A 23493-nucleotide genomic window follows, 5' to 3' on the forward strand; every position below is an offset into this window, starting at 1 on the left:
GTTATAGGCACGTAACCAACCGCAACAGCGGACCCATTTTTCAACTCTAAATAGTCTCTATGGCATTACAGCGCAGACCCATGCGCCCCCCGCGTGTGGTCGAAGAACCTTATCGGATCAACGGCCGTATTTTAGCCCGCACGGTTCGGGTAGTTGGTGAAAACGTCGAACAGGGCGTTTACGATATTCAGCAGGCTCAGGCCCTGGCCCAGGCGCAGAATCTGGATCTCGTCGAAATTTCTCCCAATGCCGTACCACCCGTCTGCCGGATTGTCGATTACTCGAAGTTCAAGTATGAACAGAAGAAGAAGCAGAAGGAGATCAAGGCGAAGGCTCAGAAAGTCGTTATCAAGGAAATCCGGTTCGGCCCCAACACCGACGACCACGATTTTGAATTTAAACTCAAACACGCCATCAACTTCCTGAAAGAAGGCTCGAAGGTTAAGGCTTACGTTCAGTTCGTGGGTCGGTCCATCGTCTTCAAGGAGCGCGGTGTTGAACTGCTCCAGCGGTTTGCCAAAGGTTTGGAAGACATCGGCCGCGTTGAAGCCGAACCCAAACTGGAAGGAAAACGGATGAGCATGTTCCTGTCGCCCAAGGTCGTTCAGACGAAAAAATAAGTTGTGTCTGGTTTAAGGTTTATAGTCTATGGTTAAGGTTCCTGTGATCAGCAACTTAAAACCGTATACTATAAACCTTAAACTTTTTTTCACTATCTTTGCGGCCTGTTTCACAATCAGCAACATTTCTGTTTAAAGCAATGCCAAAAGTAAAAACCAACTCGGGCGCCAAGAAGCGTTTCTCGCTGACCGGCACCGGCAAAATCAAACGGAAGCATGCCTTCCATAGCCATATCCTGACGAAAAAGTCGACCAAGCGGAAGCGGAACCTCGTTCACGACACGCTGGTTTTCAAAGGCGATGAGCGTCGGATTAAGGTAATGCTCGCCCTGGTTTAAGTACCCGGGATTTCGCGGATCATCCGCACGGTTTCATGTTCAACCCGATGCCAGGCTCTTTAAGTGCAATGAACAATGAAAAATGAACAATCAACAGTGACCTTCATTGTTAATTATTCATTATTCATTCCCTTCATGCCGCCTGTTGTCAAAAACAAACAAAATTAACAATGCCACGTTCAGTGAACCACGTTGCCTCGCGGGCACGTCGCAAGAAAGTAATGAAGTTGGCCAAAGGGTACTTTGGTCGTCGTAAAAATGTTTGGACGGTAGCAAAAAACGCGGTTGAAAAAGGCCTCGTTTATGCGTTCCGCGACCGTCGCCAGAAAAAACGCGATTTCCGCGCGCTCTGGATTCAGCGGATCAACGCCGGTGCGCGTTTGCACGGTGTTTCGTATTCAGCCCTGATGGGCAAAATTCATGCCTCGGGTATTGAATTAAACAGAAAGGTGCTGGCTGATCTGGCCATGAATCACCCGGAGGCTTTCAAAGCCGTTGTTGAAACTGTGAAATAAGTAATCAGCAGGCAGTCCTCACCGACTGCCTGTTTTTTTTAAGCCGTATTCACTACGAGCGTTTTCAATCCCGCCCAGCAGCCATCGGATTTTCTGCCTAGTAAATAAAGGTCGGCCTCGTCGTCTCCAACCCGAAACGCCTGACGGTCGCTGAACAATTGCTCCACCCGGTTTTTTAATTCAATGAAACGGGCCGTACGGTTTTTTTCTTCCTCTTCGTACCAGTCCTCCTCCTGCGTCACCGGTTTCCAGAAGTCCGGTTCCGGTAGTTCCTCCACGTAAATTTCCGGCGTGATCAGTAACAAATCTTTTATGTGGCCGACTGTTAGGGGTGGTTCAAAATCGATTGTAAATTCCACATATTCAACGGGTTCGTCGGATTCACTGGGATAATATAAATCCTTCAGTAATTCAGATAATGCGGATTCCGGTTCAGATTCTTCGTGCGACATTTGTTACAAACCGTAAATAATTGCGTCTTAATAAAACCGATTGCTTCCTGAGCGGTTCTATACAAAAGAACTGCTAAGTAACAAATTCAATTCCGTATTTTAACCAATCAAAACCACTTAAAGTCATGATGGAAACCCTTATGAACCTGATTCGCCAACAGTCCGGCGATGCGGTCATCAACAATCCGGCTATTCCGAATCATCAAAACGAAGACGCACTTCAGGCCATTTCAAGCGGTATTCTCGGCGGTTTACAGCAACAGGCGCAGGGCGGTGGTCTGGGCGATCTGCTAAGCATGGTTACGGGGCAGGGCGGCAATGCCAACGTGCACCAGAATCCGGTTACGCAGGGAGTGCAGCAGAATGTCCAGCAAAACCTGATGGAACGGCTGGGAATTTCACCCCAGGTGGCCATGTCCATTGCGACGATGGTCGTTCCGATGGTATTGAGCAAATTGATGCACAAGGCCCAGGACCCGACCGATTCGAGTGTGGATGGCAATGGCATATTGGGTGCCGCAACCGGCAATCAAGGCGTCGACTGGATGGGCGCGGCCAGTTCGGCCATGGCCGATGGCAAACTGGATATGAACGATCTGATGCGCGTGGCGGGCGGTTTTATGGGGGGCGGAAACAACACGCAGCAGAATCAATCGAACAGTGGCGGTCTGGGCGGATTGCTCGGCGGCTTATTTGGCAGGTAAAAAAAAGGCGGCTTTTCCGGGCCGCCTTTTTACTTCTGGAACGGACAGATAGCGGCCCAATGTGACAGGTAATTAAACTGCCGGATAAAGGCTTAGCAATTTGTCATACAATCGGAATTCAACCCAATTAAAAAAAGCCATTCAGTCAGCTTTAGCTGTCAATCTGTCACATTTCGGGGCATATTACCGGGCTGGCATAGGTCTTGTTCAATAGGCAATTGTAGTTTGTCAAACGACTAAAAGCAAGACATTCGTAAAAGTATCATGGGAAAGATTATAGGAATTGACTTAGGAACAACCAACTCGTGCGTCGCCGTTATGGAAGGCAACGAGCCGGTGGTCATTGCAAACAGCGAAGGCCGTCGGACTACCCCGTCGGTTGTGGCCTTTATGGACAACGGCAACGGCGAACGCAAGGTGGGTGATCCAGCCAAACGCCAGGCCATTACCAACCCCAAACACACGATCTCGTCGATCAAGCGGTTTATGGGGAAACGGTTCAACGAAGTTCAGAATGAAATCAAAACGATTGCTTATACGGTAGAACGCGGACCTAATGACACTCCGCGCGTCCGGATTGGCGATCGTCAATATACTCCTCAGGAAATTTCGGCACTGATTCTGCAAAAAATGAAGCAGACCGCCGAAGATTACCTGGGACAAACCGTTTCGGAAGCCGTTATCACGGTTCCGGCTTATTTTAACGACGCCGAACGGCAGGCCACGAAAGAAGCGGGTCAGATTGCCGGTCTGGACGTGAAACGGATCATCAACGAACCGACGGCGGCTGCCCTGGCCTACGGTCTGGACAAGAAGCACCACGATATGAAAATCGCCGTATTCGACCTTGGGGGCGGTACGTTCGATATTTCGATTCTGGAATTGGGCGATGGCGTTTTTGAAGTAAAATCAACCGACGGTGATACGCACCTGGGTGGTGACGACTTCGATCAGGTAATTATCGACTGGTTGGCGCAGGAGTTCAAAAACGACGAAAACATTGACCTGCGGCAGGACCCGATGGCGTTGCAACGCCTGAAAGAAGCCGCTGAAAAAGCGAAGGTTGAATTGTCCAGCTCCAGCTCAACGGAAATTAACCTGCCGTATATCATGCCGGTGAACGGTATTCCGAAACACCTGGTTCGGACACTGAGCCGCGCCAAATTTGAACAACTGTCGGATACCCTGATTCAACGGAGTCTGGAGCCTTGCCGCCGGGCGTTGAAAAATTCCGGTTATTCGGCCAGCCAGATCGACGAAGTGATTCTGGTCGGTGGTTCAACCCGGATTCCGAAAGTGCAGGACGAAGTTGAAAAACTGTTCGGACGGAAACCGTCGAAAAGCGTTAACCCGGATGAAGCCGTGGCCATTGGTGCCGCCATTCAGGGTGGTGTCCTGACTGGTGAAGTAAAAGATGTCCTTCTGCTGGACGTGATTCCGCTGTCGCTGGGTATCGAAACGATGGGTGGTGTATTGACCCGCCTGATCGACGCCAACACGACGATTCCGACCAAGAAATCAGAAACATTCTCGACGGCTTCGGACAACCAGCCCAGCGTTGAAATTCACATTCTGCAGGGCGAACGGCCAATGGCGACCCAAAACCGTTCACTCGGTCGGTTCCACCTCGACGGTATCCCACCGGCACCGCGCGGTATTCCGCAGATTGAAGTGACGTTTGATATCGATGCCAACGGTATTCTGCACGTAACGGCCCGCGATAAGGGCACAGGTAAAGAGCAGAAGATCCGGATCGAAGCTTCGAGCGGTTTGAGCGATGAAGAAATCAACCGGATGCGCGAAGAAGCCAAAGCCAATGAGGCTGCTGATAAAGCGGAACGCGAAACGATTGAGAAAATCAACCAGGCTGATTCACTGATTTTCCAAACGGAAAAGCAGTTGAAAGAATACGGCGATAAATTGTCGGAAGGTAATAAAACCGCCATTGAAGGTGCGCTGAGCGAGTTGCGTTCGGCTCACGGCAGTCGGGATGCAGCCGCAATTGATGCCGGTGTTGAAAAACTCAACGCTGCCTGGGCTGCCGCTTCGCAGGAGCTTTACAACGCTACGGGTGGTGCGCAAGGCCCTACGGCGGACGATTTTGCGGGTGATGGCGGCCAGGCCAACGGTCAGAGTGGCCAGTCAGCCGGGCAGCAGGACAACGTTTCGGATGTGCCTTTTGAAGAAGTGAAATAATCGAAATGGCAATAGATGAAGCCAGCATGTGAAAACGTGCTGGCTTTTTTTGTGCTTTTGATATGAGAAAGTGTTGTTCAATTTCTTTTCAGAAACCGGCTCTTCAACTCAGATATTCTTTCAGTCGGCGCTTTTTCGCCAGTATGTGCTGACGACCAGGCCACCAAAGAAAGAGGCCGCTTGTTGAGGTTCAGCAAGCACCAGGTTGGTTACCAGCAACTGCCAGTTAGGTAGCCGGTCGGCGCTGATGTGGCTCAGGATTCGGAAAAACCGGTATTGGCACCACATGATGGCACGCTGCCACTCAGTTTTTGGCTGCGCAAAATCGGCGCAGAGCCATAAGCCGTTGTCGTTCAGAGACTTGTATAGAATTGGCAACAGGCGGTTTTTTAATTCATCTTCCGTAAATAAATCCAGAATGAAAGGCGTCAAAACCGCATCGACCCGATCGTCGGCCGTAATAGACGTTTCGGTGCCGATCCGGAATTCGACCCGGCTGTCGTTATTTACTTTTTCACGAGACAGCGCAATCATGGCTGGTGCGACATCGATATAAATCACTTTGCGGGGTGCACAACCTGAAAGGACTCGAGCTAATAGCCAGCCGGAACCACCGCCAAACACCAGAATAGCAGCATTTTTTGGAATCTGATCGAGCCAATGCGCCTGCGCCTTCCGCAATGCATTGCCGAATACCAGCCGGGAAAGCGGATCATAAATAGGAGCGATCAGGTCAAAACCGCTGGCTGTCGGCGACTTATCCATTTTGCTACGTAACTCCACAACCTGTTACATCACATTATGGAAGCGTTTTAGCTGCGGAATTGTTCTTACGGACATAAAGATTGATCGATCCATGTCGGGAATGCAACCGATAGAACTGCAACAAAGCCGGAAAAATCGTCTGGAGATGCGTTTGATAAGTCGCGTATTGATTATCCTCGACGATAAACCGGGGGCGGTTTTGATCTAAATCCTTTTTATACCTGGCGATAAAATACGATTGCAACGAAGAAGGATTGATTTGTCGGGACGCAAAAACATCCCGCGTACCGGGCAATAAAAACGTATAACAATGCAAATGCGCCAGATTACCGTGTCCCCAGATGCTCATTCGATCAGCCGGTTTAGCCAGTGATTGAATGGTCGAAACCACCGGTTCAGGTTTATAATCAAAGCTATAAAGGTAATCGATACCAAGGCTTTTTTGAGTGAAGGTTAGAGCAGTAAGGAGAAAGAATAAACTGTATACAAAAACAGAATAATACCGAAAATAACTGAAGTTTTGGCGTTGAAATTCTCCTGAAACAATGCCAAGTGTCCAGAATACCGGATAAAATAAAAAAATCAGATAGTGATTGAAAGACTGACCTGGCTTAATGATCGAATACCAGCAAATAAACAAGATTAATAAACTGTAAGTAAGTCGACGCTTTTGTGAAATTGAGTTTCTTGTTAGTAAATAAATCGATAGGCATAAAATGATCAGCGAAATAGCCACAAAAAAGGGCATCGTTTCCGGTGAATCGATGATTAATTGCGGTACTAGACCCAATTTCAAATCGGTTAATGAGCCACTATATTCGATATTAAACAACAAATAGGATTGGTAAAAATCATTAATCAATGATTGGCTGTATAAATAGACCAATAAGATAACTGACGGAACTAATCCACAGCCAATGAGCCCGATGATTCTTTGAACAGTTAGCTGATTTCGGATTTCAATAAAGAGAAAAACCACCAGTAATCCGGCAATCAAAACCGCTTGCAACTTTGCATATGGCATCATTCCCGCGATAAAGCAGAGCACGTAGGCATAATTGATGGAGCGACCCGCTAAAATTGCGGAAAAGCAAAGAAATTCGAGGGATAAAAGAAAATGAGGAAACAGTTCTGAGCTGTATCCGATAAAATCGAACGTAGTCAGGACGGCATTAAACAGGCCATAACCCAGGGAAATACAGTACGCAACTGGCTTGCCATAAAGAAAGTTGAGTGCGAAATACAGGCAAAAAAGGCTAGGGATAGAACAGAAAAGGATGCCTAATAATCGAATTGATGCGTAATTAATGCTGCCAAATATCCAATAGGATATAGATAAAAGATAAGAATGAATTGGACCAACGGTTAAACAATCAAACGATTTCCAGACGGCGGGATCATTGAGCATAACGCCCGCTCCGGTAATGTAAACACTTTCATCAATATTTTGCTCCGGAAGTATTGTATTTGGTAAACGAAAAAAAAGTATCGTAATGGAGATAAGAAAAAGAAATAAAAATTGATTTCGAAAACGAAACTCTTTTTTTAACAAAAATCCAATAAGACTTAGTACTAAAATGATTTTAAGTAATAAAAATATTTTCTGATGAATATGGGCGGTTTTAAAAATATCGATAATGGTGTACTGTAGAGATCCGGGATATGATATGAAAAAGGGATTTGCGAGGACAGGTAAATTAAGTTCCATAAATGGCAGTTTGGTGACAACTGGACCTGCAAATTACTCGATTATTCATTTAATGCCAAAATGACCTATTAACGGGCTCTTTTCATGGATTGATTGAATTATACGGTTAAAATGATGACTTTTTCTAACATGCCGCGTCTAAGGAAAAATATATATCCACAGACTGATGAAAATACTCCTACGCACCGGTTTTTACCTGCTGACCCACTTTATTATTTTCCGGACGCTGGCTCAGACAAAATCATTTCAGAAACATCCGGAATCCCAACCCGCCAGTTTAGCCATTCGGTTGGGATTGAGTCAATTGTACGGGGATTTAAAAGATCAATCTTCGACATTTTTCGGGGGCGCGTCGCTCGTTGTGCCCATTACCAAAACCGTCGCAGTTGAGTTACCGGTTGATGCCGGCCGTCTTCAATCGCAACAGGAAGATTTTTATCATTCCATCTCAAAAACGCGATTTACGCAACTCGGCGCAGTTGCCTCGGCCGATTTGCTTCAGTGGTTCAAAGGACGAAATGGCTGGTTTGAATTCCGGCCGTATGCCGGAGCCGGGCTGGTCTTTTTTCGGGCCGAAGGCTTCGATTTAAAAACCGGTCAATTGCAGCGGCTAACAAATAATGAAAACAGCCACCGTTCGCGGGATGGGATCGAGGCAAAAGGAAAAGCCGGTATTAAAATGACCCATGAGCTGGTTTGGATTGTGGGTATGCGCGGATCAACCGCGCTATCGCCACGGATGAGCATATTTGGTGATCTCCGGCTGAATCTGGTTCGGACGGATAAACTGGATGCTACCCTGGATAATATTAATAAGGTGATGACTCCGGGTAGTCCGGCGTATACCGAAGGCAATCATTACGGTAAAAATAGCAACGACAAATGGGGGTATGCCGCCGTTGGGCTGAATTTTTACTTTGGCGAACGGTACAACAGGCGCTAATTATTTCCCAGCCACAAAATCAGCATACGTCGCACACTCCCGAATCATCTCCCGGTGAAAGCGGGTCTGGTTGAATTGCTTCCCTAATTTCGTCAGGTAATTCGTATATTTTTCGCGACGCAGCACTTTCATTTCCGAGTCAAACGGCTCTGGATCAACGGAATAATTGCGTTTGGCATATTCAGTTTCCTGCCGAGTGCGGAACGCGTTCTGCTCACAACGGGCAGCCATAAAACAGGCTTTGGCGGCAATTTCCGGGTTTTGAGCGGAAGCGATGGCTTTTTCAAAAAAGCCCTTCGCCGACTGGCTGGTGTAATAATCCATCGAATTCACCTGATCCAGCAGCTGATTTTTTTGCGGATTTTGAACCTGATGATAGGTATATTGATTTAAAACCGGTTCGGCACCACTCCAACGGGCCCGCAATAAAATCCACGAATTGCCAAACCAGCTCAGGTTGAAAGCTCCGCAACCTATCTGATAATAGAGGTCAGCCGCCTGATCGCCGGATGCGGTTTGAGCCCGGTTTTCCAGATCTACCATTCTTTTGAGAAACGAAACCGGTGTGTAGGAATTCCCCCGATGGGAACCGTGCTGTTCGCCGAGCAGATTGATGGCAAACGGATCTTCGTTAAAATACGCCGAAAACGGTTCTGTCGCCCAAATTTTGGGATTTACTTTCGCATACGCTTCCGCTGCATCGGCGTACCGGTTTTCGGCCAGCAAACGTCTGCCGAGCAAAATATTCAGCGCATCGTTTGTCAAACCGGTCAGTTTGAGCAGGCGTTTGTCGAAGTCGGACGAGGTAGAATTCGACGCATAGCGAACTACTTTTTGAACCGTTGCAGCCGAGGTGGTGTCTTCGATGTCGTATAAATCCGAATGGCTGTCGAAATAAAGCTCGTTCTTGTTCAATTGCGAAGAGGTTAAAGCAGTGAGCAAAAAGCCTTTTGCCGTGGCTACATCATCGGTCACCTTTTGCTTTGAACCGGTGCAGCTGGAAAGCCAGCCACCGGATTTTTTACCGGCGGTTTTTCCGTAACCGTATTTGATCGCCAATTGCTTACAGGTTTCCACAAAGGCGTTGGTCATGTAAAAGTTGGTCGAATTGCCAAACTGTTCCAGGTATTTAATAAGCTGATTTTCAACTTCAGGTGTAATGGTTTCGGTTTGTGCGGTTAGCAACAGCATTTGCTGCAATGCAATCTGCTTTTTTAAAACCGGGTTGGCAGTCGGTTGTTGACTTGCCAGGTCCAGATGGGTTTTGGCGTCGTCGTACGACTTGGCCAGGTAATCCAGGTAAGCTGTGGCCGTGTACCAGAAACCCGGATTGGCCAATGATTTATTTTCGGCGGACTGTAGAGCGAAAGCTCGCAACTGCTGAAAATAGTCCGGCGCTTCCAGTTTGCGGTCGACAAAGTGAATGGAATCCTTCCGGCTAGCCTCATCGTATCCGTAAATGGGCGAGGTGCTCTGGAAGAAAAAATACTCGTTTCGGTTAATTTCCCGCGCCATCACCAGCTCGACTAGCGGATTTTTAGGATTGAGCCGTACCATTTCTTTTAAAAACGGTAACGCATCCTGTTTGGGTTGAATCGCGCAAATGGCGTAAACTCCGGCTTTTTCGTGGTCATTCTGGCAAAAATCCAGCGCTTTTTCCCGAAACCGGATGCCGTAAATCCGCAGGCTGCTCTCGGCTTCGTGTCGGCGGGAAGGACAGCGATCGAAAACCTGCGCAAATTCATAAATGGCCTTCGCGGTATCGCCCAGCGCCATTGTCGCGCCCGCATGACGGCAATACGCCCAATCGCTCAGAAATGTTTTTCGGGCCAGTGGCCGGACCAATTCGTCATAGAAGGCGACACTTTGCGCGTATTTTTTGGCTAAAGCCGCTAGCTTTACCGCCTGAAAAGCATACCGTTCTTTTAGAAATAGATCCGCCGTTGCAGCAAAACCGGTTTGGGCTTCGGTTAACAAGATTCTCAATTCAGCGGTTGAGGTATCCAGTCGGGCCGAATCCACTTCCCAGACATTGACCGGTTGCGGGGTAGCTGCCTCGGCTTTCCAGGCCAGATTTAAATACGTCAGAGCGGCCGGATTGGATGCCGAGGCCCAGCGAACCAGCCCGTTCGTTGTCTGGTTATTCCGCTGGTAGAGCGCGGCCGAAATCTCGGATTCTTTCACCTTCCCTCGCGTATACGCTTTCCAGGCCAGCGTATTTTCATCCGTTTCGACGGAATCTTCGTCCGTGTCAAAATTATCATCATACCGGTACAATTGCGGAGTAAAAATGTAAACCTGATCGCGCAACGCAGTCTGACTGCTTTCCGGCATGAAAAAACTCATGAACTCGTTGATGTCGTAAGTGCTTGGTCCACAGGCAAAACCGATTAAAATGGCAAGAGAAAGAAATGCGCTAGGGATACGGCCGGTAAAGAGATTGGAAAAACGCATCGGAATAGGAGGAAATGACGGTGGAATCGAGGTGATAGAGGGCAAATGTAAGTTTTTGATTTTGAATTTTTGATAGCAAAAGCTGCTTGCCAGCCTCCAAATCAGCGGGTTTACAAGCTTCCGCCCGGAACAGATCGCCCCGCCGGATGGAAAAACCGAGCGCATTGGTATCGCGCAAAGCGAGGTAACGGTTTTCCATTTGCGGTTTCAAATAGGAAAAAGTCTTCAGCGTATTTTCATCGACATTGTTCAGTAAAGTCAAAAACCGGTTGGTCCGGTACACCACCGTCCAGCGGAACAACGGAAGGACAACGTCGAGCGGCAACGGATATTTTTCCAGGAAGTCCGTATAGCGTCGCGCAACTTCCAGATCGTAAATGGAATTCCGGGTTTCAGGACGTTTCCAGTCAGCCATATTATAAAACATCAGCATACCGCGCTCGACCGGCGGAATACCGGTTTGTTCGGGAAATTTGATCTGGTGCAGACGAATGGTGACGGATACAAGTCCCCGGTGGCGGTTTTTGACTTCCCGAAGCAACTGAAAATACCGTTCGCGGGTGGTGGCCGTCCAGTCGCAATCCAACTGAATTTCCGATGGATCAATGCCATTCTGCTGGCTGATCTGGTTGATTTTCCGGACCAGCTTGTCCGCCAAATCCGAAATTGCCGCCGTTTGACAACGAATCAGGGTTTGATTGGTTATGAAGACAACCGGGATCACCTGCAAGCCCGCTGGCCTGGCGGTAAACCGGATGACGGCTTTGGGAATGGGCGACTGGGTTTGCTGGTCCCAATCCACATCAAAATAGCGGATATAAAGTTTTCGAACATGCTGCCGGTCCAGCAATTGACGTTCGGATGGAGTGGGGTTGAACGTGGTTTGCCAGTAATAAAATGCCGGAACGAGTCGTTTGGGCTCAGCTTGTTGACACGAAAAAAGAAGAACAAAAGCAAAGCTGATTCCGGTTGGTATCCAATTAATTAGGGCGTTTTTCCAACGATTACGATTCATTCGGAGTCAGTACAAAAAACAACAAAAGCCATGAAAACCGTTGTGAGTATAGCCATTCTTGCGGTGATTCTCAGTTGTAAAGAGGAAAATCCTGCTCCGGTAACCATCCCGGATTGCATCCGGCAGGTGATCGACACACTGAAGAAAGAAGTTGTCTGGAATCCACCGGCGAAAATATACCGGTACGATTACAAGGGCCAGGAAGTTTATTACGTTCCGGCGCGCTGCTGTGATATTCCGAGTGTAGCCATTGCCAATTGCGATACGTTGTGCGCACCCGATGGCGGTTTTACGGGAAAAGGCGATGGACGCTGCCCGGATTTTGCCAAAGATGCTAAAAATCCCGTTTTAGTCTGGCAGGACGAACGGACGAAATGATATCCGGCAAAGCTGAAACGCAGTTAGAGACTGTCTAAAATCCAGATTTTCTCTTCGGTATGCCCCCAACCCCCTAAAGGGGGCTTTGAAATACCGATTAAAGCCCCCTTTAGGGGGTTGGGGGCAAAGCGGAAAAGGAAAATCAAAAAATTTAAACAATCTCTTACTTATTCCAATAAATTTTGAAGCGTTTGATTTGAATAATTTTGGTCTTTCCGGAACATTCATCGCACTGGAAAGACCAAAACCGCTATTTTTTCCTGGACTTAATCGGTAAACCCGTCGCGCGCTTCACGGTTTGCTGGCTTTTGGCCGAAACCGTCAGGGATTTTCCGTAAAGTAAAACCTCCGCGTTTTTTTCCGAAAAGTTCTGGATGCTGACCTCCGTTTGGGTCGCTTTTATCTCCAGCAAAGCACCCCGAAAACGTATCTTAAACGCCAGCGATTCCCAGTTATCGGGGCAATTCGGGTCCAGAATCACCTGATCGCCTTTGATCCTAAAACCGCCGAAACCTTTTACCACCGCCAGCCAGGTTCCGGCCATCGAGGTGATGTGGCAGCCGTCCTCCGTGTCGTTGTTGTAATCGTCCAGGTCCAGTCGGGCGGTTCGCAAATACATCTCGTACGCCTTTTCTTTCCGGCCGAGCCGGGATGCCAGAACGGAGTGAACGCAGGGCGAAAGCGACGATTCATGAACGGTCATCGGCTCGTAAAAATCGAAATTCCGCTGAAGCGTTTCCGGGTCGAATTCGTCCTCAAAAAAGTAAATGCCTTGCAAAACGTCGGCCTGTTTGATGAAACACGAACGCAGAATCCGGTCCCACGACCAGTGTTGATTCAGCGGCCGCTGTCCTTTCGGTATATCGCTTACGGGCATCAACTCCTTGTCCAGAAACGATTCCTGTTGCAGGAAAACCTGGCGGTTTTCGTCGTAGGGAAAATGAATGTGGTCGGCAATATGTCGGGCGGTTGTAATCTCCTTTTCCTCGCGGAAATGGATGCGGTCACACAACTCGTTGAATTTTTCGGCATCCAGCTCCTTCACCATCCCAACCGCTTCCGTCGTATAGCGCAGGGTCCAGGCAGCCAGGTAGTTGGTGTACCAGTTGTTGTTGACGTTATTTTCGTATTCATTCGGGCCCGTAACGCCCAGCATCACGTATTGCTGCTTGGCTTCCGACCAGTTGACGCGCTGGCTCCAGAACCGGCTGATGGCAATCAGAACCTCCAGGCCGTATTCCGCTAAATAATGGACATCGCCGGTATACCGCACGTAATCGTAAATGGCGTAGGCAATGGCGCCGTTTCGGTGAATTTCTTCAAAGGTAATTTCCCATTCGTTGTGGCACTCCTCGCCATTCATCGTCACCATCGGATACAGCGCAGCCCCGGCTTTAAAACCCAGTTTCTGCGCATTTTCAATGGCTTTTTCGAGATGTTTATACCGGTAACGCAACAAATTCCGACTCACTTTCTGGTCGGCAGTGGCGAGGTAGAAAGGCAGGCAGTACGCTTCCGTATCCCAATACGTCGAGCCGCCGTATTTTTCACCGGTAAACCCTTTCGGGCCAATGTTTAGCCGCTCATCTTCGCCGGTATAGGTTTGATTTAACTGAAAAATCGAAAACCGGATGCCTTGTTGAGCCGCCACGTCGCCTTCAATGGTAATGTCGTTCATTTTCCATTTGTCGGCCCAGGCCTGCTTTTGCTCGATCAGCATGCGCTCGAACCCCTTTCCGGTAATCCGCTGAATGTACTTTCGGGCTTCCGAAACCACCGAATCGGAGTCGTAATTCAGGGAGGATAAATTGACGGCGTACTTATAAATCGTGGTTTCCTGGCCCTGCAGACACTCAAGTGTCATGCGATTGGCGACGTATTTTTCCTGCCGAATGGGCTGCGACTGGAAGTCGATCCGGGCACCATCCTGCTCAATTTCGATGCACATGCCCGTGCAAACATGAAAGCCGGTTTTGCGGGTTCGCAGCTCAATAAAAGCCTCACCGTAACCGGTTTCTTTGCGCACTTCGTCCCAGAACGTTTCGTCGTAATTCGAGTCCCGGTTGCGAATTCCGCCGTCGATATACGGTTCAATCGTAATTTTGGCGTCAAAATTCAGGGGAGTCAGGCTGTAGCGAATTGCACCGGCTTCGTCGTCGACAATCGAGCAAAACCGTTTGGCGTTGACCTGAATTTCTTTCCCGCTTTTCAGTAAAGCAACGAAGGAGCGTTCGAGGTAGCCTTCCTGCATATTCAAAACACGCCGGAAATCGCGAACTTCACACGTCTGAAGATCAAGGGTTTCGTATTCAATATTGATGTTGATTCCAATCCAGTTGGCCGCATTCAATACTTTGGCGAAGTATTCCGGATAACCGTTTTTCCACCAGCCAACCCGGGTTTTATCGGGATAATAAACCCCGGCGATGTAGTTTCCCTGCAGAGTTTTGCCGGAAAAGTTCTCCTCAAAATTGCCTCGCTGCCCCATGCGTCCGTTGCCAAGACTCATGACACTCTCGGTAATTTCGTTGTAATTACGGTTGAAATCTTCTTCAACAATCAGCCAGGGGTCGTGTTTCAGGTATTGTTTCATTCAGAATAGGATTAGGAAACGCTCAGGTCCGTTTGGCAAACCGGTTTTTCAAACCGTTAATATGCATAAAAATTTTATTTCGACAGAAAAGCGCCCGCTTCCTGTTTCACGCGCAAAGCCTGATTGATGTGCCGTTCGGTATGCGCGACCAGCATCAACAAGGCATCGCCCAGATTGATTTTGAGCCAGTTACCAAACAGCGTCATCAGTTTTTCCTCATTCCAGTCGAGGTAGGTAGCTTTGTTCAGCAGATCGTGCAAAAGTTGCTGTAATTCAACGAATTGCTTCCTGACATCTCCAGCGTCCAGGTCGTTGCGGGGCTTCATGAACGAAGCCGTTGGCAGTTTCATTTTCGTTTTCGGGTCCACAGTATGGCGCAACAACCGGCCGGCCAAACCGCTCTTCAGCGCCTGATCCGTCGGGGTTCCCTCCACCAGCCGGAGGTCGTCTACTTTTTTCTGAATATTCCGAATGTAAAACCGTTCCGCCAGGTTCAGGTGCTGCAGACACTGGGTTATGCTCCAGCGTTTGGTGTCGGGCTTCCAGTTCAGGTGTTCGTCGGACAACGGCCGAAACTCCCGCTCGACTGTCTCCAAAACCGTCCGGATTCGCTCTTGAAGCTGTTGAGCGGTTTCTAGTTTTTGCATGGGCCTAAATTCTGTCAGCGCCGGGCCGTCGCTACGGTCGCTAGACCCTGACAGCGGTTGCATTTAAAAGTAAATAGAAACACTAATTTCAGTCGCTGCCAGGGTCTGTTGTCCCTAGTGACAGTCCGGTATTGACAGGTTAAGACGTTTAACCGCTGCGTTCAACCGCTGTCAGGGTCTTCCGACCGCTGACAGGGTTAGGACACGTTCCAGAGTCAATTGAGCCAGGGAAGGAACGACCAGGTCAGCTTGTGTTAAAACCGTGGGGTCACCAATGCCGATAGCCAGCATGTCCCCCCGCTTGGCGGCTTCAATACCCGCAACGGCGTCCTCAAAAACCACACATTCGTCTGGCTGAGCGCCCAGTTCGGCGGCTCCTTTCAAAAAAACTTCCGGATCGGGTTTGCCGCGAGTGATCTTCGTGCCGTCGATAATCGCGTCAAAATCGTCCAGCATGCCGATTCGTTCCAGAATCAGTCGGGCATTCTTGCTGACGGAACCTAGAGCGGTTTTTAACTGAGCTGCTTTGACGGCCTCGAAGAACGCAGGTACACCCGGCAAAATGTTCGCGGGCGTCATCTGTGAAACGAGTTCGAGATACCATTCATTTTTCCGGGTTGCCAGCTCCAGTTTTTGTTCTTCCGATACGGTTTTGCCGCCGTGGGCCAGAATAATTTCCAGCGATTCGGTTCGACTGATGCCTTTTAATTGCTCATTAAATTCTTCCGAAATATCAAATCCCAGGGTGTTGGCCATTCGTCGCCAGGCCTGGTAATGGTAAATGGCGGTGTCGACAATGACGCCATCAAGGTCAAAAAGTAAGGCTTTTATGGGCATTTCAGGCTTGATTTTGCAGGTTGTACAATGCAAGAAAGCGATAAAAAAACACTTTCATGACGTTTGCGTGCCAGAAATTTAGCGACTTAACTCCAGGACAACCACGGTTTTCGCGGGCAATTTCAGGGTTGTCAGATTATTGATCGACTCGTCGGTCAGCACATTGCGGGCTTTGCTAAAACCGCTCAGCCGTTCCGAAAACCGGGCGGTTTCCAGCGTCACTTCCCGGTCGAGCGAGTTGGTAGCCACCAATACGGTTTTGGAACCATTGTACCGAAAGTATACATACGTTCCGTTTTGAGGCACATATTGCATCAGCTTCCCGGACTGCAAAGCGGGCGTGTTCTTCCGGTAATTCGCCAGTTTTTTGACATAATTGAAGGCGTCTTTTTCCCGTTCCGTTCGACCGGCATCCGAAAATTTGTTTTCCCGATCACCCGAAAAACCACCCGGGAAATCCCGGCGAACTTCCGCATCCGACGGATTTTTGGTGTTTTTCATCAGCACCTCCGTGCCGTAATACCACGATGGAATGCCGCGCGTCGTCAACAGCCAGGTAACACCCATTTTGTACTTCGCCAGATCGTCACCAATGACGGATAAATACCGATCCGTATCGTGGTTCTCGAGAAAGGTCACCAGTTTTTGCGGATCAGTATACAAACCGTCGGTCGTGAGCGCCTGATAAAATCGGTTGACGCCCGAATCCCAACCGAAATCTTCCCGCAAGGCGGCATTGGTGGCGTCGTACAACACAAAATCCAGACCGCCCGGTTGGTTGGATTTGAAGGGTTGATCGATCCGGTTTTTGACAAAAAATGCCTGCGCCACCGGATTGCCTACCCACGATTCCCCAAAAATGTGAATGTTGGGAAACTCCGTCATCAGCGCCTGATTGCAGCGATTCAGAAAGTTCAGATCATTGTATTTATACGTATCCACGCGCCAGGCATCCAGCGAAAACGCTTCTGTGGACCAGATGGCGTTTTGAATTAAATAAGTTGCGAGGAAAGGATTTCGGAGATTCAAATCCGGTAAAAAAGGCGTAAACCAGCCGTCCAGCAGCACTTTCCGGTCAATTGCCGACGCATACGGATCGTACAACGCCTGCTCTTTGTGCGAACTTCCGGTATAAGCAGGCCACTGGTTGAACCAGTCTTTAAACGGTTGATTTTTATACAGCCAATGGTCGTCGCTGACGTGGTTATATACAGCGTCCTGAACCAGTTTCATGCCACGCTGGTGGAGCGTTTGCGCAAACTGGCGATAGACTTCGTTGCCGCCAAACCGTTTGTCGATCTGGTAATGGTCCGTAAAATGGTATCCGTGGTAACCGGCCTGCATCCGATCCGGCGCTTCCTGCTTCAGGGTTTCGTCATTGACCAAAACCGGTGTCATCCAGATCGCCGTGACGCCCAGTTCCTGCAAATAATCCAGGTGGTTTGTAATGCCCTGTAAATCACCGCCGTGGCGCAGGTGCGGAACGGAGCGGTCGACTTTATTGTCGAGCATATCAGCAAAAGCGTCATTGGCCGGATCGCCATTGGCAAAGCGGTCGGGCATGATCAGGTATATAAAATCAGCGGATGAAACGCCCTGACCTTTCGGTCCGCTCGTTCGCGCTTTTAATTCGTAGGAATGACTGGCGGTTTGGCTGCCATTTTTCCCCACAATCCGAAATGTTCCGGGCTTGGCGGTCGGCGAAATGGTCAGATCCAGAAAGGCAAAGTCCGGGTTTTCGGCCGGATGCGTTTTGAGCAATTTGACGCCGGGATAATTGATCGAATACGTTAGTGATCCGGCTTTGGGACCGTACACCAGCAATTGCAGGTTGGTGTTTTTCATGCCGACCCACCAGTTTGTTGGATCGACGCGCTGAATGGATGCGGTTTGTGCCAGCGTTTGGAAATGAACCAGAAGAACGAGCGGAATCAGCAGAAGAACGGAACGGTTCATAACGGATTAAAAAGGATCAGAAAGCAATCAAAAATAGGTTAAAATAAAGGAATTGTTTTCATTTTTCCAGTAGTTTCGAAATTTGCGCCCAAAATCGATTGCCCAGCCCAGGCAAACACCTTTAAATGTATATCTTGGACATGAAGACCGATAAAGCCGCTGCCGAATCAGGGAAAATAAACCGCAGGACGTTTTCTATCGCCCTGGCAGCGATCGGCCTGTTGCAACCAAAAACCACGTTTTCCTGCGAACTTTCAACCTTACTTATGAATACATCAGTACCTGCTGACGTCAAATCCGACAAACTCGTTATTTACCAGATTTTTACGCGACTATTCGGGAATCAAAATTCTACCAACAAGCCGTGGGGAAGCCGGGACGAAAACGGGGTCGGAAAATTTAATGACATTACCTCCAAAGCATTACAGGAACTGAAGAAATTCGGCGTGTCGCATGTCTGGTATACAGGCATTGTCGAACATGCGTTGATGACGGATTATTCGGCTTTTGGAATTAAAAAAGACAATCCTCAGGTGGTGAAAGGCCGGGCGGGTTCGCCCTATGCCATCAAAGATTATTACGACGTGAACCCCGATCTGGCCGTCGATGTGAAAAACCGCATGGGTGAATTTGAAGATTTGCTGAAACGCTCCCACGCTAATAATCTGAAAGTTGTGATCGATTTTATTCCCAACCACGTCGCCCGCCAGTACTTTTCCGACGCCAAACCGGCGGGTGTGCAGGACTTGGGCGAGGGCGACGATACCGGGAAGGCGTTTGATCCGAAAAATAACTTTTATTACCTGCCCGGTCAGACCTTTCAGGTTCCGCAATCGGTTACGACGCCGGAAAAGCCGTCCGAGAATTATGTAGAAAATCCGGCCAAAGCCACGGGCAATGATGTGTTCAAGGCGCAACCGGATATCAATGACTGGTACGAAACGATCAAGCTCAACTACGGCGTCGACTACCTAAATAACCGCCGGACGCACTTTGACCAGATTCCGTCCACCTGGGTCAAAATGCGGGACATTTTATTGTTTTGGGCGGCTAAGGGCGTCGACGGTTTTCGGTGCGATATGGCCGAAATGGTGCCGGTTGAATTCTGGGGTTGGGCGATTCCGCAGGTAAAAGCGGCTCATCCCGGCCTGATTTTTATCGCCGAAATCTACAATCCGCAGCAATACCGCAATTATATTTTTACCGGCAAATTCGATTATCTGTACGATAAGGTGGGCTTGTACGACGCCCTCCGGCGACTGATGGAAGGCAAGGGATCAACGGAAGACATTACGAAGGTCTGGCAGCAGGAATCCGGCGATTACGCCAACCATATGCTGCGGTTTCTGGAAAACCACGACGAACAGCGCATTGCCTCCCGGTTTTTTGCCCACGATCCGTGGACGGCGGTTCCGGCCATGACCCTCTCGGCAACCTTGCACACGGGTCCCCTGATGATTTATTTTGGTCAGGAACTGGGCGTAAACCCCACGCAGGCCGAAGGATTTCAGGGCGAAGACGGCCGGACGACTATTTTCGATTATTGGGGCATTCCCGAATACCAGGCCTGGACGAACGGCGAAATCGGGAAAACCACCCGGTTTGACGGCGGGAAACTGAGCCAGGATCAGAAAGAGTTACGAAAATTTTATCAGCAGCTGAACCAGTTGGTCAATTCCAGTGACGCGATTCGAACCGGGGAATTTTACGATTTGCAATATGTCAATAACAACGGCCAGAGTCCAGGCTACGACCAGCATCGGCTTTATAGTTACCTGCGGCATTCGGCTCAGCAGAAACTGTTGATAATCTGCAATTTTGATAAGGAAAAAACCGCTAAAACCACCGTTCGCATTCCGGCAGAAGCCTGGAAAACGCTGCAACTGGATGGCGCGAAAACCTATTCATTAACCGATATTTTTCGAACAAAAACCAAACTCAAAGCAGCCGCAACTGCGGGCGTTCCAGTCGAAATGCCGCCCCTGAGCGTTCTGGTTCTGGAAATCAAATAAATTGTCGGGAATGGCGTCGTGGTCAGATTTTTGCTATTTTCACGGAAAACGGTCGCGCGTTTTATCATTTGCGTCTTCTTAACCACCGTACCTGAATGAAGAAACTGTTTACCTTGCTGGTGGCTTTGGGGCCATTATTTCATACGTTTGCCCAGGAATCCACGAATTTTTCTTCACTACGACAACCGGTGTCTGCTCCCGGCACGACACCGGCTGAAACGGCGGTCGCGATTAGCAAATCTTTTCTGGGACGCCCATACGTGCCTCATACACTGGATGTTAACGAAACCGAGCAATTGGTTGTCAACTTCCGGGCATTCGATTGCACGACATTTCTGGAAACGACGCTGGCCCTTTCCCTGACGCGTCACCAACTGCTGAGCGATCCGGATTCGGTGCAATTTGAGCGGGTTTTCCGGAAAAACTTAACCCAGATTCGGTACCGGAACGGAATCATTAACGGCTTTGCCAGCCGCTTGCATTATTTTTCGGAATGGCTGGTAGACAACGAACAGAAAGGCATTCTTCGGGATGTAACGCAGAAAATAGGAGGGATGCAGGTTTCGAAACCGGTTTCGTACATGACCAAAAGTACGTGGAAATATCCGCAGCTCTCCGACCCGAAAAACCGCCAGCAGATTGCGCTGATCGAGTCGGCAATCAGTCAGCAGAGTTTCTGGTTTATTCCCAAAAAACAGATTCGGCAAATCGAGAACAGCCTGAAGGAAGGCGACATCATCATGCTGACGGCTTCAAGACCCGGCCTGGATATGAAACACGTCGGGTTTGTTGTCTGGCAAACCGATTCCACCGGAGAGCGCCGGGCTCATTTGCTGCATGCGTCGTCGCAAGCCGGGGAGGTGATGATTTCGGCAGAACCGCTCGCCGATTACGTTCAATGGAACCGCCAGTTTTCGGGAATTCGGGTGGCTCGTCTGAAAGAAACCGCAACCCAGAACCTGTCTTACAAAGACGCCCGGCGGATCAACTGAAAGGGGTTTTTTACTTTTTCGTTCCGTTTTTCCAGTATGATCCGGGCCGCCGTTTCCCCCATTTTTTCGTGATCGGTTGAAATCACGGCAATGCCATCGGCCAGCACTTCCTTCAGGGGAGTTTCGTTGAAGGCCAGCACGCCAATGTCCTGCCCCAGTTGCAATCCCCGCTGTTTTACCTGCCGGACAAGTTCAACTAAATCGCTGTCTTCCAAGACGATATAAGCCGTTCCCGATTGCAAATCCTGACCTGTCAGGGTGTCCAGCAGCTCAAATTCCTTTTTGTAATGCACGCAGAAGTTGCGGAAACCGCGCACGATTTCCCGGGGGTAGTACACCTCTTTTGGAAAAACCAGCGTCAGTTGTTTGTATTTTTCCAGGACATCCAGACCCGACTCCAGGGCTTCGTAAATATCCCGGTCGAATTGCTGGTAAACCGTTGAATACGCCCCGTTAAGCTCAGGAATATCCCGGTCCAGAATGATCAATTCGTTCGACGGAATCTGTTCCAGCAACTTAACGATGTTGACCTGCTCGGTCTCTTCGTAAAAATGCGGCATCACCACGTAATAATGGTATTGCCCCAGATTTTCATTCAGCAATTTTTTAAACCGCTGGGCGCTGTGGTGGTGGATGCGCAGGTCGACAATGGCGTTGTGACCCAGCGCATTCACCAGCGAATAATAGATGATCTTTTTGTAGGCGCTAAACTTGTTGATCAGCAGCAAAATCCGGAGTTGCCCCGGCCCTTCACGCCGAATGAAAAACCCCTTTCCCTGAACAGCCTGAATGATTCCTTCTTTTTTCAGGTAATTATAGGCTTTTTCGACCGTATCGCGGGCCAGATAGTATTCTTCGCTCAGTTCATTGATCGACGGCAATTGCTGGTCACGTTTTAAGGTGCCAATTTCAATGCCGTTGATCACCGCGTTGACGATCTGACGGTATTTGGGTACGCTCGACTGAGATTCGATATGAAGATCAATCATGGATTGGGCTTAGGGAAATTTAGGAAATTTACTGAAATCCGGTTTGCGTTTCTGTAAAAACGAGTCTTTGCCTTCTTTCGCTTCCTCCGATAAATAATAAAGCAGGGTTGCATCACCCGCCAGTTGCTGAATCCCCGCCTGACCGTCCAGTTCCGCGTTGAAAGACGCTTTTAGCATGCGCAGCGCAATCGGGCTTTTTTCAAGTATTTTTCGGCACCAGTCGAGTGTCATATCTTCGAGCTGGTCCAGCGGAACGACCTTGTTGACCAGTCCCATCTGCAGGGCGTCCTGTGCGTCATACTGATCGCACAGATACCAGATTTCCCGGGCCTTTTTCTGTCCGACAATCCGGGCCAGGTACGAAGCACCAAAACCGCCGTCGAAACTCCCGACTTTCGGACCGGTTTGGCCAAAACGGGCATTATCGGCGGCAATACTCAGGTCACAGACAACGTGCAGGACGTGTCCACCGCCAATGGCCCAACCCGCCACCATCGCAATAACCGGTTTTGGAATCCGTCGGATTTGCATCTGAAGGTCAAGGACGTTCAGGCGGGGAACATTGTCTTCGCCCACATAACCGCCGTGGCCGCGCACCGACTGATCTCCTCCGCTGCAAAACGCCTTGCCGCCTTCACCCGTCAGTATCACGACCCCGACGCGTTCGTCCTGTCGGGCCAGTTCCATCGCTTCGCTCATTTCCTTGATGGTCTGGGGCGTAAAGGCGTTGTGTTTTTCGGGCCGGTTGATGCTTATTTTGGCAACACCTTCGTAATACTGAAATAAAATCTCGCTGTATTCTTTAATGGTTTCCCACGGGTATTTGCTCTGCATTGTAAAAATAGTAGAATGGTTGTACACTGCTATTTGCCAGTCAGACACGCAAGTTCGGTCAAAGGTTGCGTGCCGATCAGAATTCTATGCTTCCGAAAACTCACTGTCGTGATACGTAACGTCCCAAGTATGGTCGGCCATCATCCGAACCGTGGCCACACACCGCCGGAATGGGAAGATCCGGCCCCATTCGCCGGGTGCGATCATCGACAGGACATCGGTACCGTCTTTTTTCTCGTAGAAATAATACGTGTGTCCGACAATTGGCTCAAATCCCATCTGCGCGCCATAAATCCGTTCGGATACTTCGACGCGATTGCGAATGGCCGTAGCCTGTTCGGCCAGCAATTGCATTTGCCGATATAACTGCGACAACTGCAAATCGGTTTGCTCACGCATGGCCGAAACCGCCCGGCCTTTCATTTTCCCTTTGTCTTCCGGTTTGATCAGTGCGCCCCCCACCGAATGCGCGTATTCGAGCAAACCGGGTTTGTCCGTAACTTTATCAACTGAAATGGGATTTTCAAATGCTTCGTTTGCCATAT

At 49.2% G+C, this 23493-nt stretch carries 21 protein-coding genes; 9 read left to right on the plus strand and 12 right to left on the minus strand.

Annotated features, from left to right (window positions below; translation table 11 throughout):
- The first annotated feature begins 59 nt into the window (after window positions 1-59).
- The 3 genes from infC (at window position 60) to rplT (ending at window position 1473) form a co-directional block, all read left to right on the plus strand.
- Window positions 60-620, plus strand: coding sequence for a translation initiation factor IF-3 (infC, locus tag GJJ30_RS14615; protein ID WP_154175915.1), 561 nt, complete (start codon window positions 60-62; stop codon window positions 618-620).
- A gap of 140 nt (window positions 621-760) precedes the next feature.
- Window positions 761-958 carry a 50S ribosomal protein L35 gene (gene rpmI / locus GJJ30_RS14620; protein ID WP_124871403.1) on the plus strand — a complete coding sequence of 66 codons (198 nt, stop codon included), beginning with the start codon at window positions 761-763 and terminating at the stop codon, window positions 956-958.
- A gap of 170 nt (window positions 959-1128) precedes the next feature.
- Window positions 1129-1473, plus strand: coding sequence for a 50S ribosomal protein L20 (gene rplT, locus GJJ30_RS14625; protein ID WP_154175916.1), 345 nt, complete (start codon window positions 1129-1131; stop codon window positions 1471-1473).
- Window positions 1474-1511: 38 nt separating this feature from the next.
- On the opposite strand, the gene GJJ30_RS14630 is transcribed toward rplT, so the two are convergent.
- Window positions 1512-1925, minus strand: a complete 414-nt coding sequence (locus GJJ30_RS14630; protein WP_154175917.1) for a nuclease A inhibitor family protein — start codon at window positions 1923-1925, stop codon at window positions 1512-1514.
- A 125-nt stretch (window positions 1926-2050) separates the two neighbouring features.
- Here GJJ30_RS14630 and GJJ30_RS14635 point away from each other — a divergent pair, with 125 nt between their 5' ends.
- Both GJJ30_RS14635 and dnaK read left to right on the plus strand, forming a co-directional pair.
- Window positions 2051-2629: a DUF937 domain-containing protein gene (locus tag GJJ30_RS14635; RefSeq protein WP_154175918.1), complete on the plus strand. Its 579-nt coding sequence runs from the start codon at window positions 2051-2053 to the stop codon at window positions 2627-2629.
- 264 nt (window positions 2630-2893) lie between these two features.
- Window positions 2894-4825 (plus strand): molecular chaperone DnaK, encoded by a 1932-nt coding sequence (dnaK, locus tag GJJ30_RS14640; protein ID WP_154175919.1) that lies wholly within the window; start codon window positions 2894-2896, stop codon window positions 4823-4825.
- Between the two features lie 120 nt (window positions 4826-4945).
- On the opposite strand, the gene GJJ30_RS14645 is transcribed toward dnaK, so the two are convergent.
- Together GJJ30_RS14645 and GJJ30_RS14650 are read right to left on the minus strand one after the other, a co-directional pair.
- The gene (locus GJJ30_RS14645; protein WP_170299196.1) at window positions 4946-5608 is read right to left on the minus strand and encodes a class I SAM-dependent methyltransferase; all 663 of its coding nucleotides are present in this window, start codon (window positions 5606-5608) and stop codon (window positions 4946-4948) included.
- A 16-nt stretch (window positions 5609-5624) separates the two neighbouring features.
- Window positions 5625-7298 (minus strand): glycosyltransferase family protein, encoded by a 1674-nt coding sequence (locus tag GJJ30_RS14650; RefSeq protein WP_154175921.1) that lies wholly within the window; start codon window positions 7296-7298, stop codon window positions 5625-5627.
- A gap of 166 nt (window positions 7299-7464) precedes the next feature.
- Between GJJ30_RS14650 and GJJ30_RS14655 the strand changes: the two genes are divergently transcribed.
- On the plus strand, window positions 7465-8241 hold the full coding sequence (locus GJJ30_RS14655; protein ID WP_154175922.1) for a hypothetical protein: 777 nt from the start codon (window positions 7465-7467) through the stop codon (window positions 8239-8241).
- On the opposite strand, the gene GJJ30_RS14660 is transcribed toward GJJ30_RS14655, so the two are convergent.
- Together GJJ30_RS14660 and GJJ30_RS14665 are read right to left on the minus strand one after the other, a co-directional pair.
- A complete protein-coding gene (locus GJJ30_RS14660) occupies window positions 8242-10587 on the minus strand; it encodes a hypothetical protein (protein WP_154175923.1) in 2346 nt (781 codons plus the stop codon). It abuts the gene before it with no gap.
- 70 nt (window positions 10588-10657) lie between these two features.
- Window positions 10658-11710 (minus strand): hypothetical protein, encoded by a 1053-nt coding sequence (locus GJJ30_RS14665; protein ID WP_205880568.1) that lies wholly within the window; start codon window positions 11708-11710, stop codon window positions 10658-10660.
- Between the two features lie 30 nt (window positions 11711-11740).
- Here GJJ30_RS14665 and GJJ30_RS14670 point away from each other — a divergent pair, with 30 nt between their 5' ends.
- Complete coding sequence (locus GJJ30_RS14670) at window positions 11741-12088, plus strand: DUF6970 domain-containing protein (protein WP_154175924.1); 348 nt, start codon at window positions 11741-11743, stop codon at window positions 12086-12088.
- A 250-nt stretch (window positions 12089-12338) separates the two neighbouring features.
- Here GJJ30_RS14670 and GJJ30_RS14675 read toward each other — a convergent pair whose 3' ends face one another.
- The 4 genes from GJJ30_RS14675 to GJJ30_RS14690 all read right to left on the minus strand — a co-directional run bounded on the left by GJJ30_RS14675 (window position 12339) and on the right by GJJ30_RS14690 (window position 18121).
- Entirely contained in the window at window positions 12339-14681 is a 2343-nt protein-coding gene (locus GJJ30_RS14675; RefSeq protein WP_154175925.1) for a glycoside hydrolase family 65 protein, read from the minus strand.
- A gap of 74 nt (window positions 14682-14755) precedes the next feature.
- Window positions 14756-15328: a DinB family protein gene (locus GJJ30_RS14680; protein ID WP_154175926.1), complete on the minus strand. Its 573-nt coding sequence runs from the start codon at window positions 15326-15328 to the stop codon at window positions 14756-14758.
- Window positions 15329-15499: 171 nt separating this feature from the next.
- Window positions 15500-16165 (minus strand): beta-phosphoglucomutase, encoded by a 666-nt coding sequence (pgmB, locus tag GJJ30_RS14685; RefSeq protein ID WP_154175927.1) that lies wholly within the window; start codon window positions 16163-16165, stop codon window positions 15500-15502.
- Between the two features lie 78 nt (window positions 16166-16243).
- Window positions 16244-18121, minus strand: a complete 1878-nt coding sequence (locus GJJ30_RS14690) for a glycoside hydrolase family 13 protein (protein WP_154175928.1) — start codon at window positions 18119-18121, stop codon at window positions 16244-16246.
- A gap of 266 nt (window positions 18122-18387) precedes the next feature.
- Here GJJ30_RS14690 and GJJ30_RS14695 point away from each other — a divergent pair, with 266 nt between their 5' ends.
- Window positions 18388-20133, plus strand: a complete 1746-nt coding sequence (locus tag GJJ30_RS14695; protein ID WP_170299197.1) for an alpha-amylase family protein — start codon at window positions 18388-18390, stop codon at window positions 20131-20133.
- A gap of 95 nt (window positions 20134-20228) precedes the next feature.
- Complete coding sequence (locus tag GJJ30_RS14700) at window positions 20229-21125, plus strand: N-acetylmuramoyl-L-alanine amidase-like domain-containing protein (RefSeq protein WP_154175930.1); 897 nt, start codon at window positions 20229-20231, stop codon at window positions 21123-21125.
- Here the strand turns inward: GJJ30_RS14700 and GJJ30_RS14705 are convergent.
- From GJJ30_RS14705 to GJJ30_RS14715, 3 genes are all read right to left on the minus strand, one after another.
- A complete protein-coding gene (locus tag GJJ30_RS14705; protein WP_154175931.1) occupies window positions 21098-22114 on the minus strand; it encodes a GntR family transcriptional regulator in 1017 nt (338 codons plus the stop codon). The two genes, GJJ30_RS14700 and GJJ30_RS14705, sit on opposite strands and share 28 nt — an antisense overlap.
- 9 nt (window positions 22115-22123) lie before the next feature.
- Complete coding sequence (gene menB / locus GJJ30_RS14710) at window positions 22124-22948, minus strand: 1,4-dihydroxy-2-naphthoyl-CoA synthase (protein WP_154175932.1); 825 nt, start codon at window positions 22946-22948, stop codon at window positions 22124-22126.
- Window positions 22949-23032: 84 nt separating this feature from the next.
- The gene (locus tag GJJ30_RS14715) at window positions 23033-23491 is read right to left on the minus strand and encodes a DUF2452 domain-containing protein (protein WP_154175933.1); all 459 of its coding nucleotides are present in this window, start codon (window positions 23489-23491) and stop codon (window positions 23033-23035) included.
- Window positions 23492-23493 lie beyond the last annotated feature (2 nt).

This window comes from Larkinella terrae, assembly GCF_009668025.1.
In the GTDB taxonomy this organism is placed as follows: Bacteria; Bacteroidota; Bacteroidia; order Cytophagales; family Spirosomataceae; genus Larkinella; species Larkinella terrae.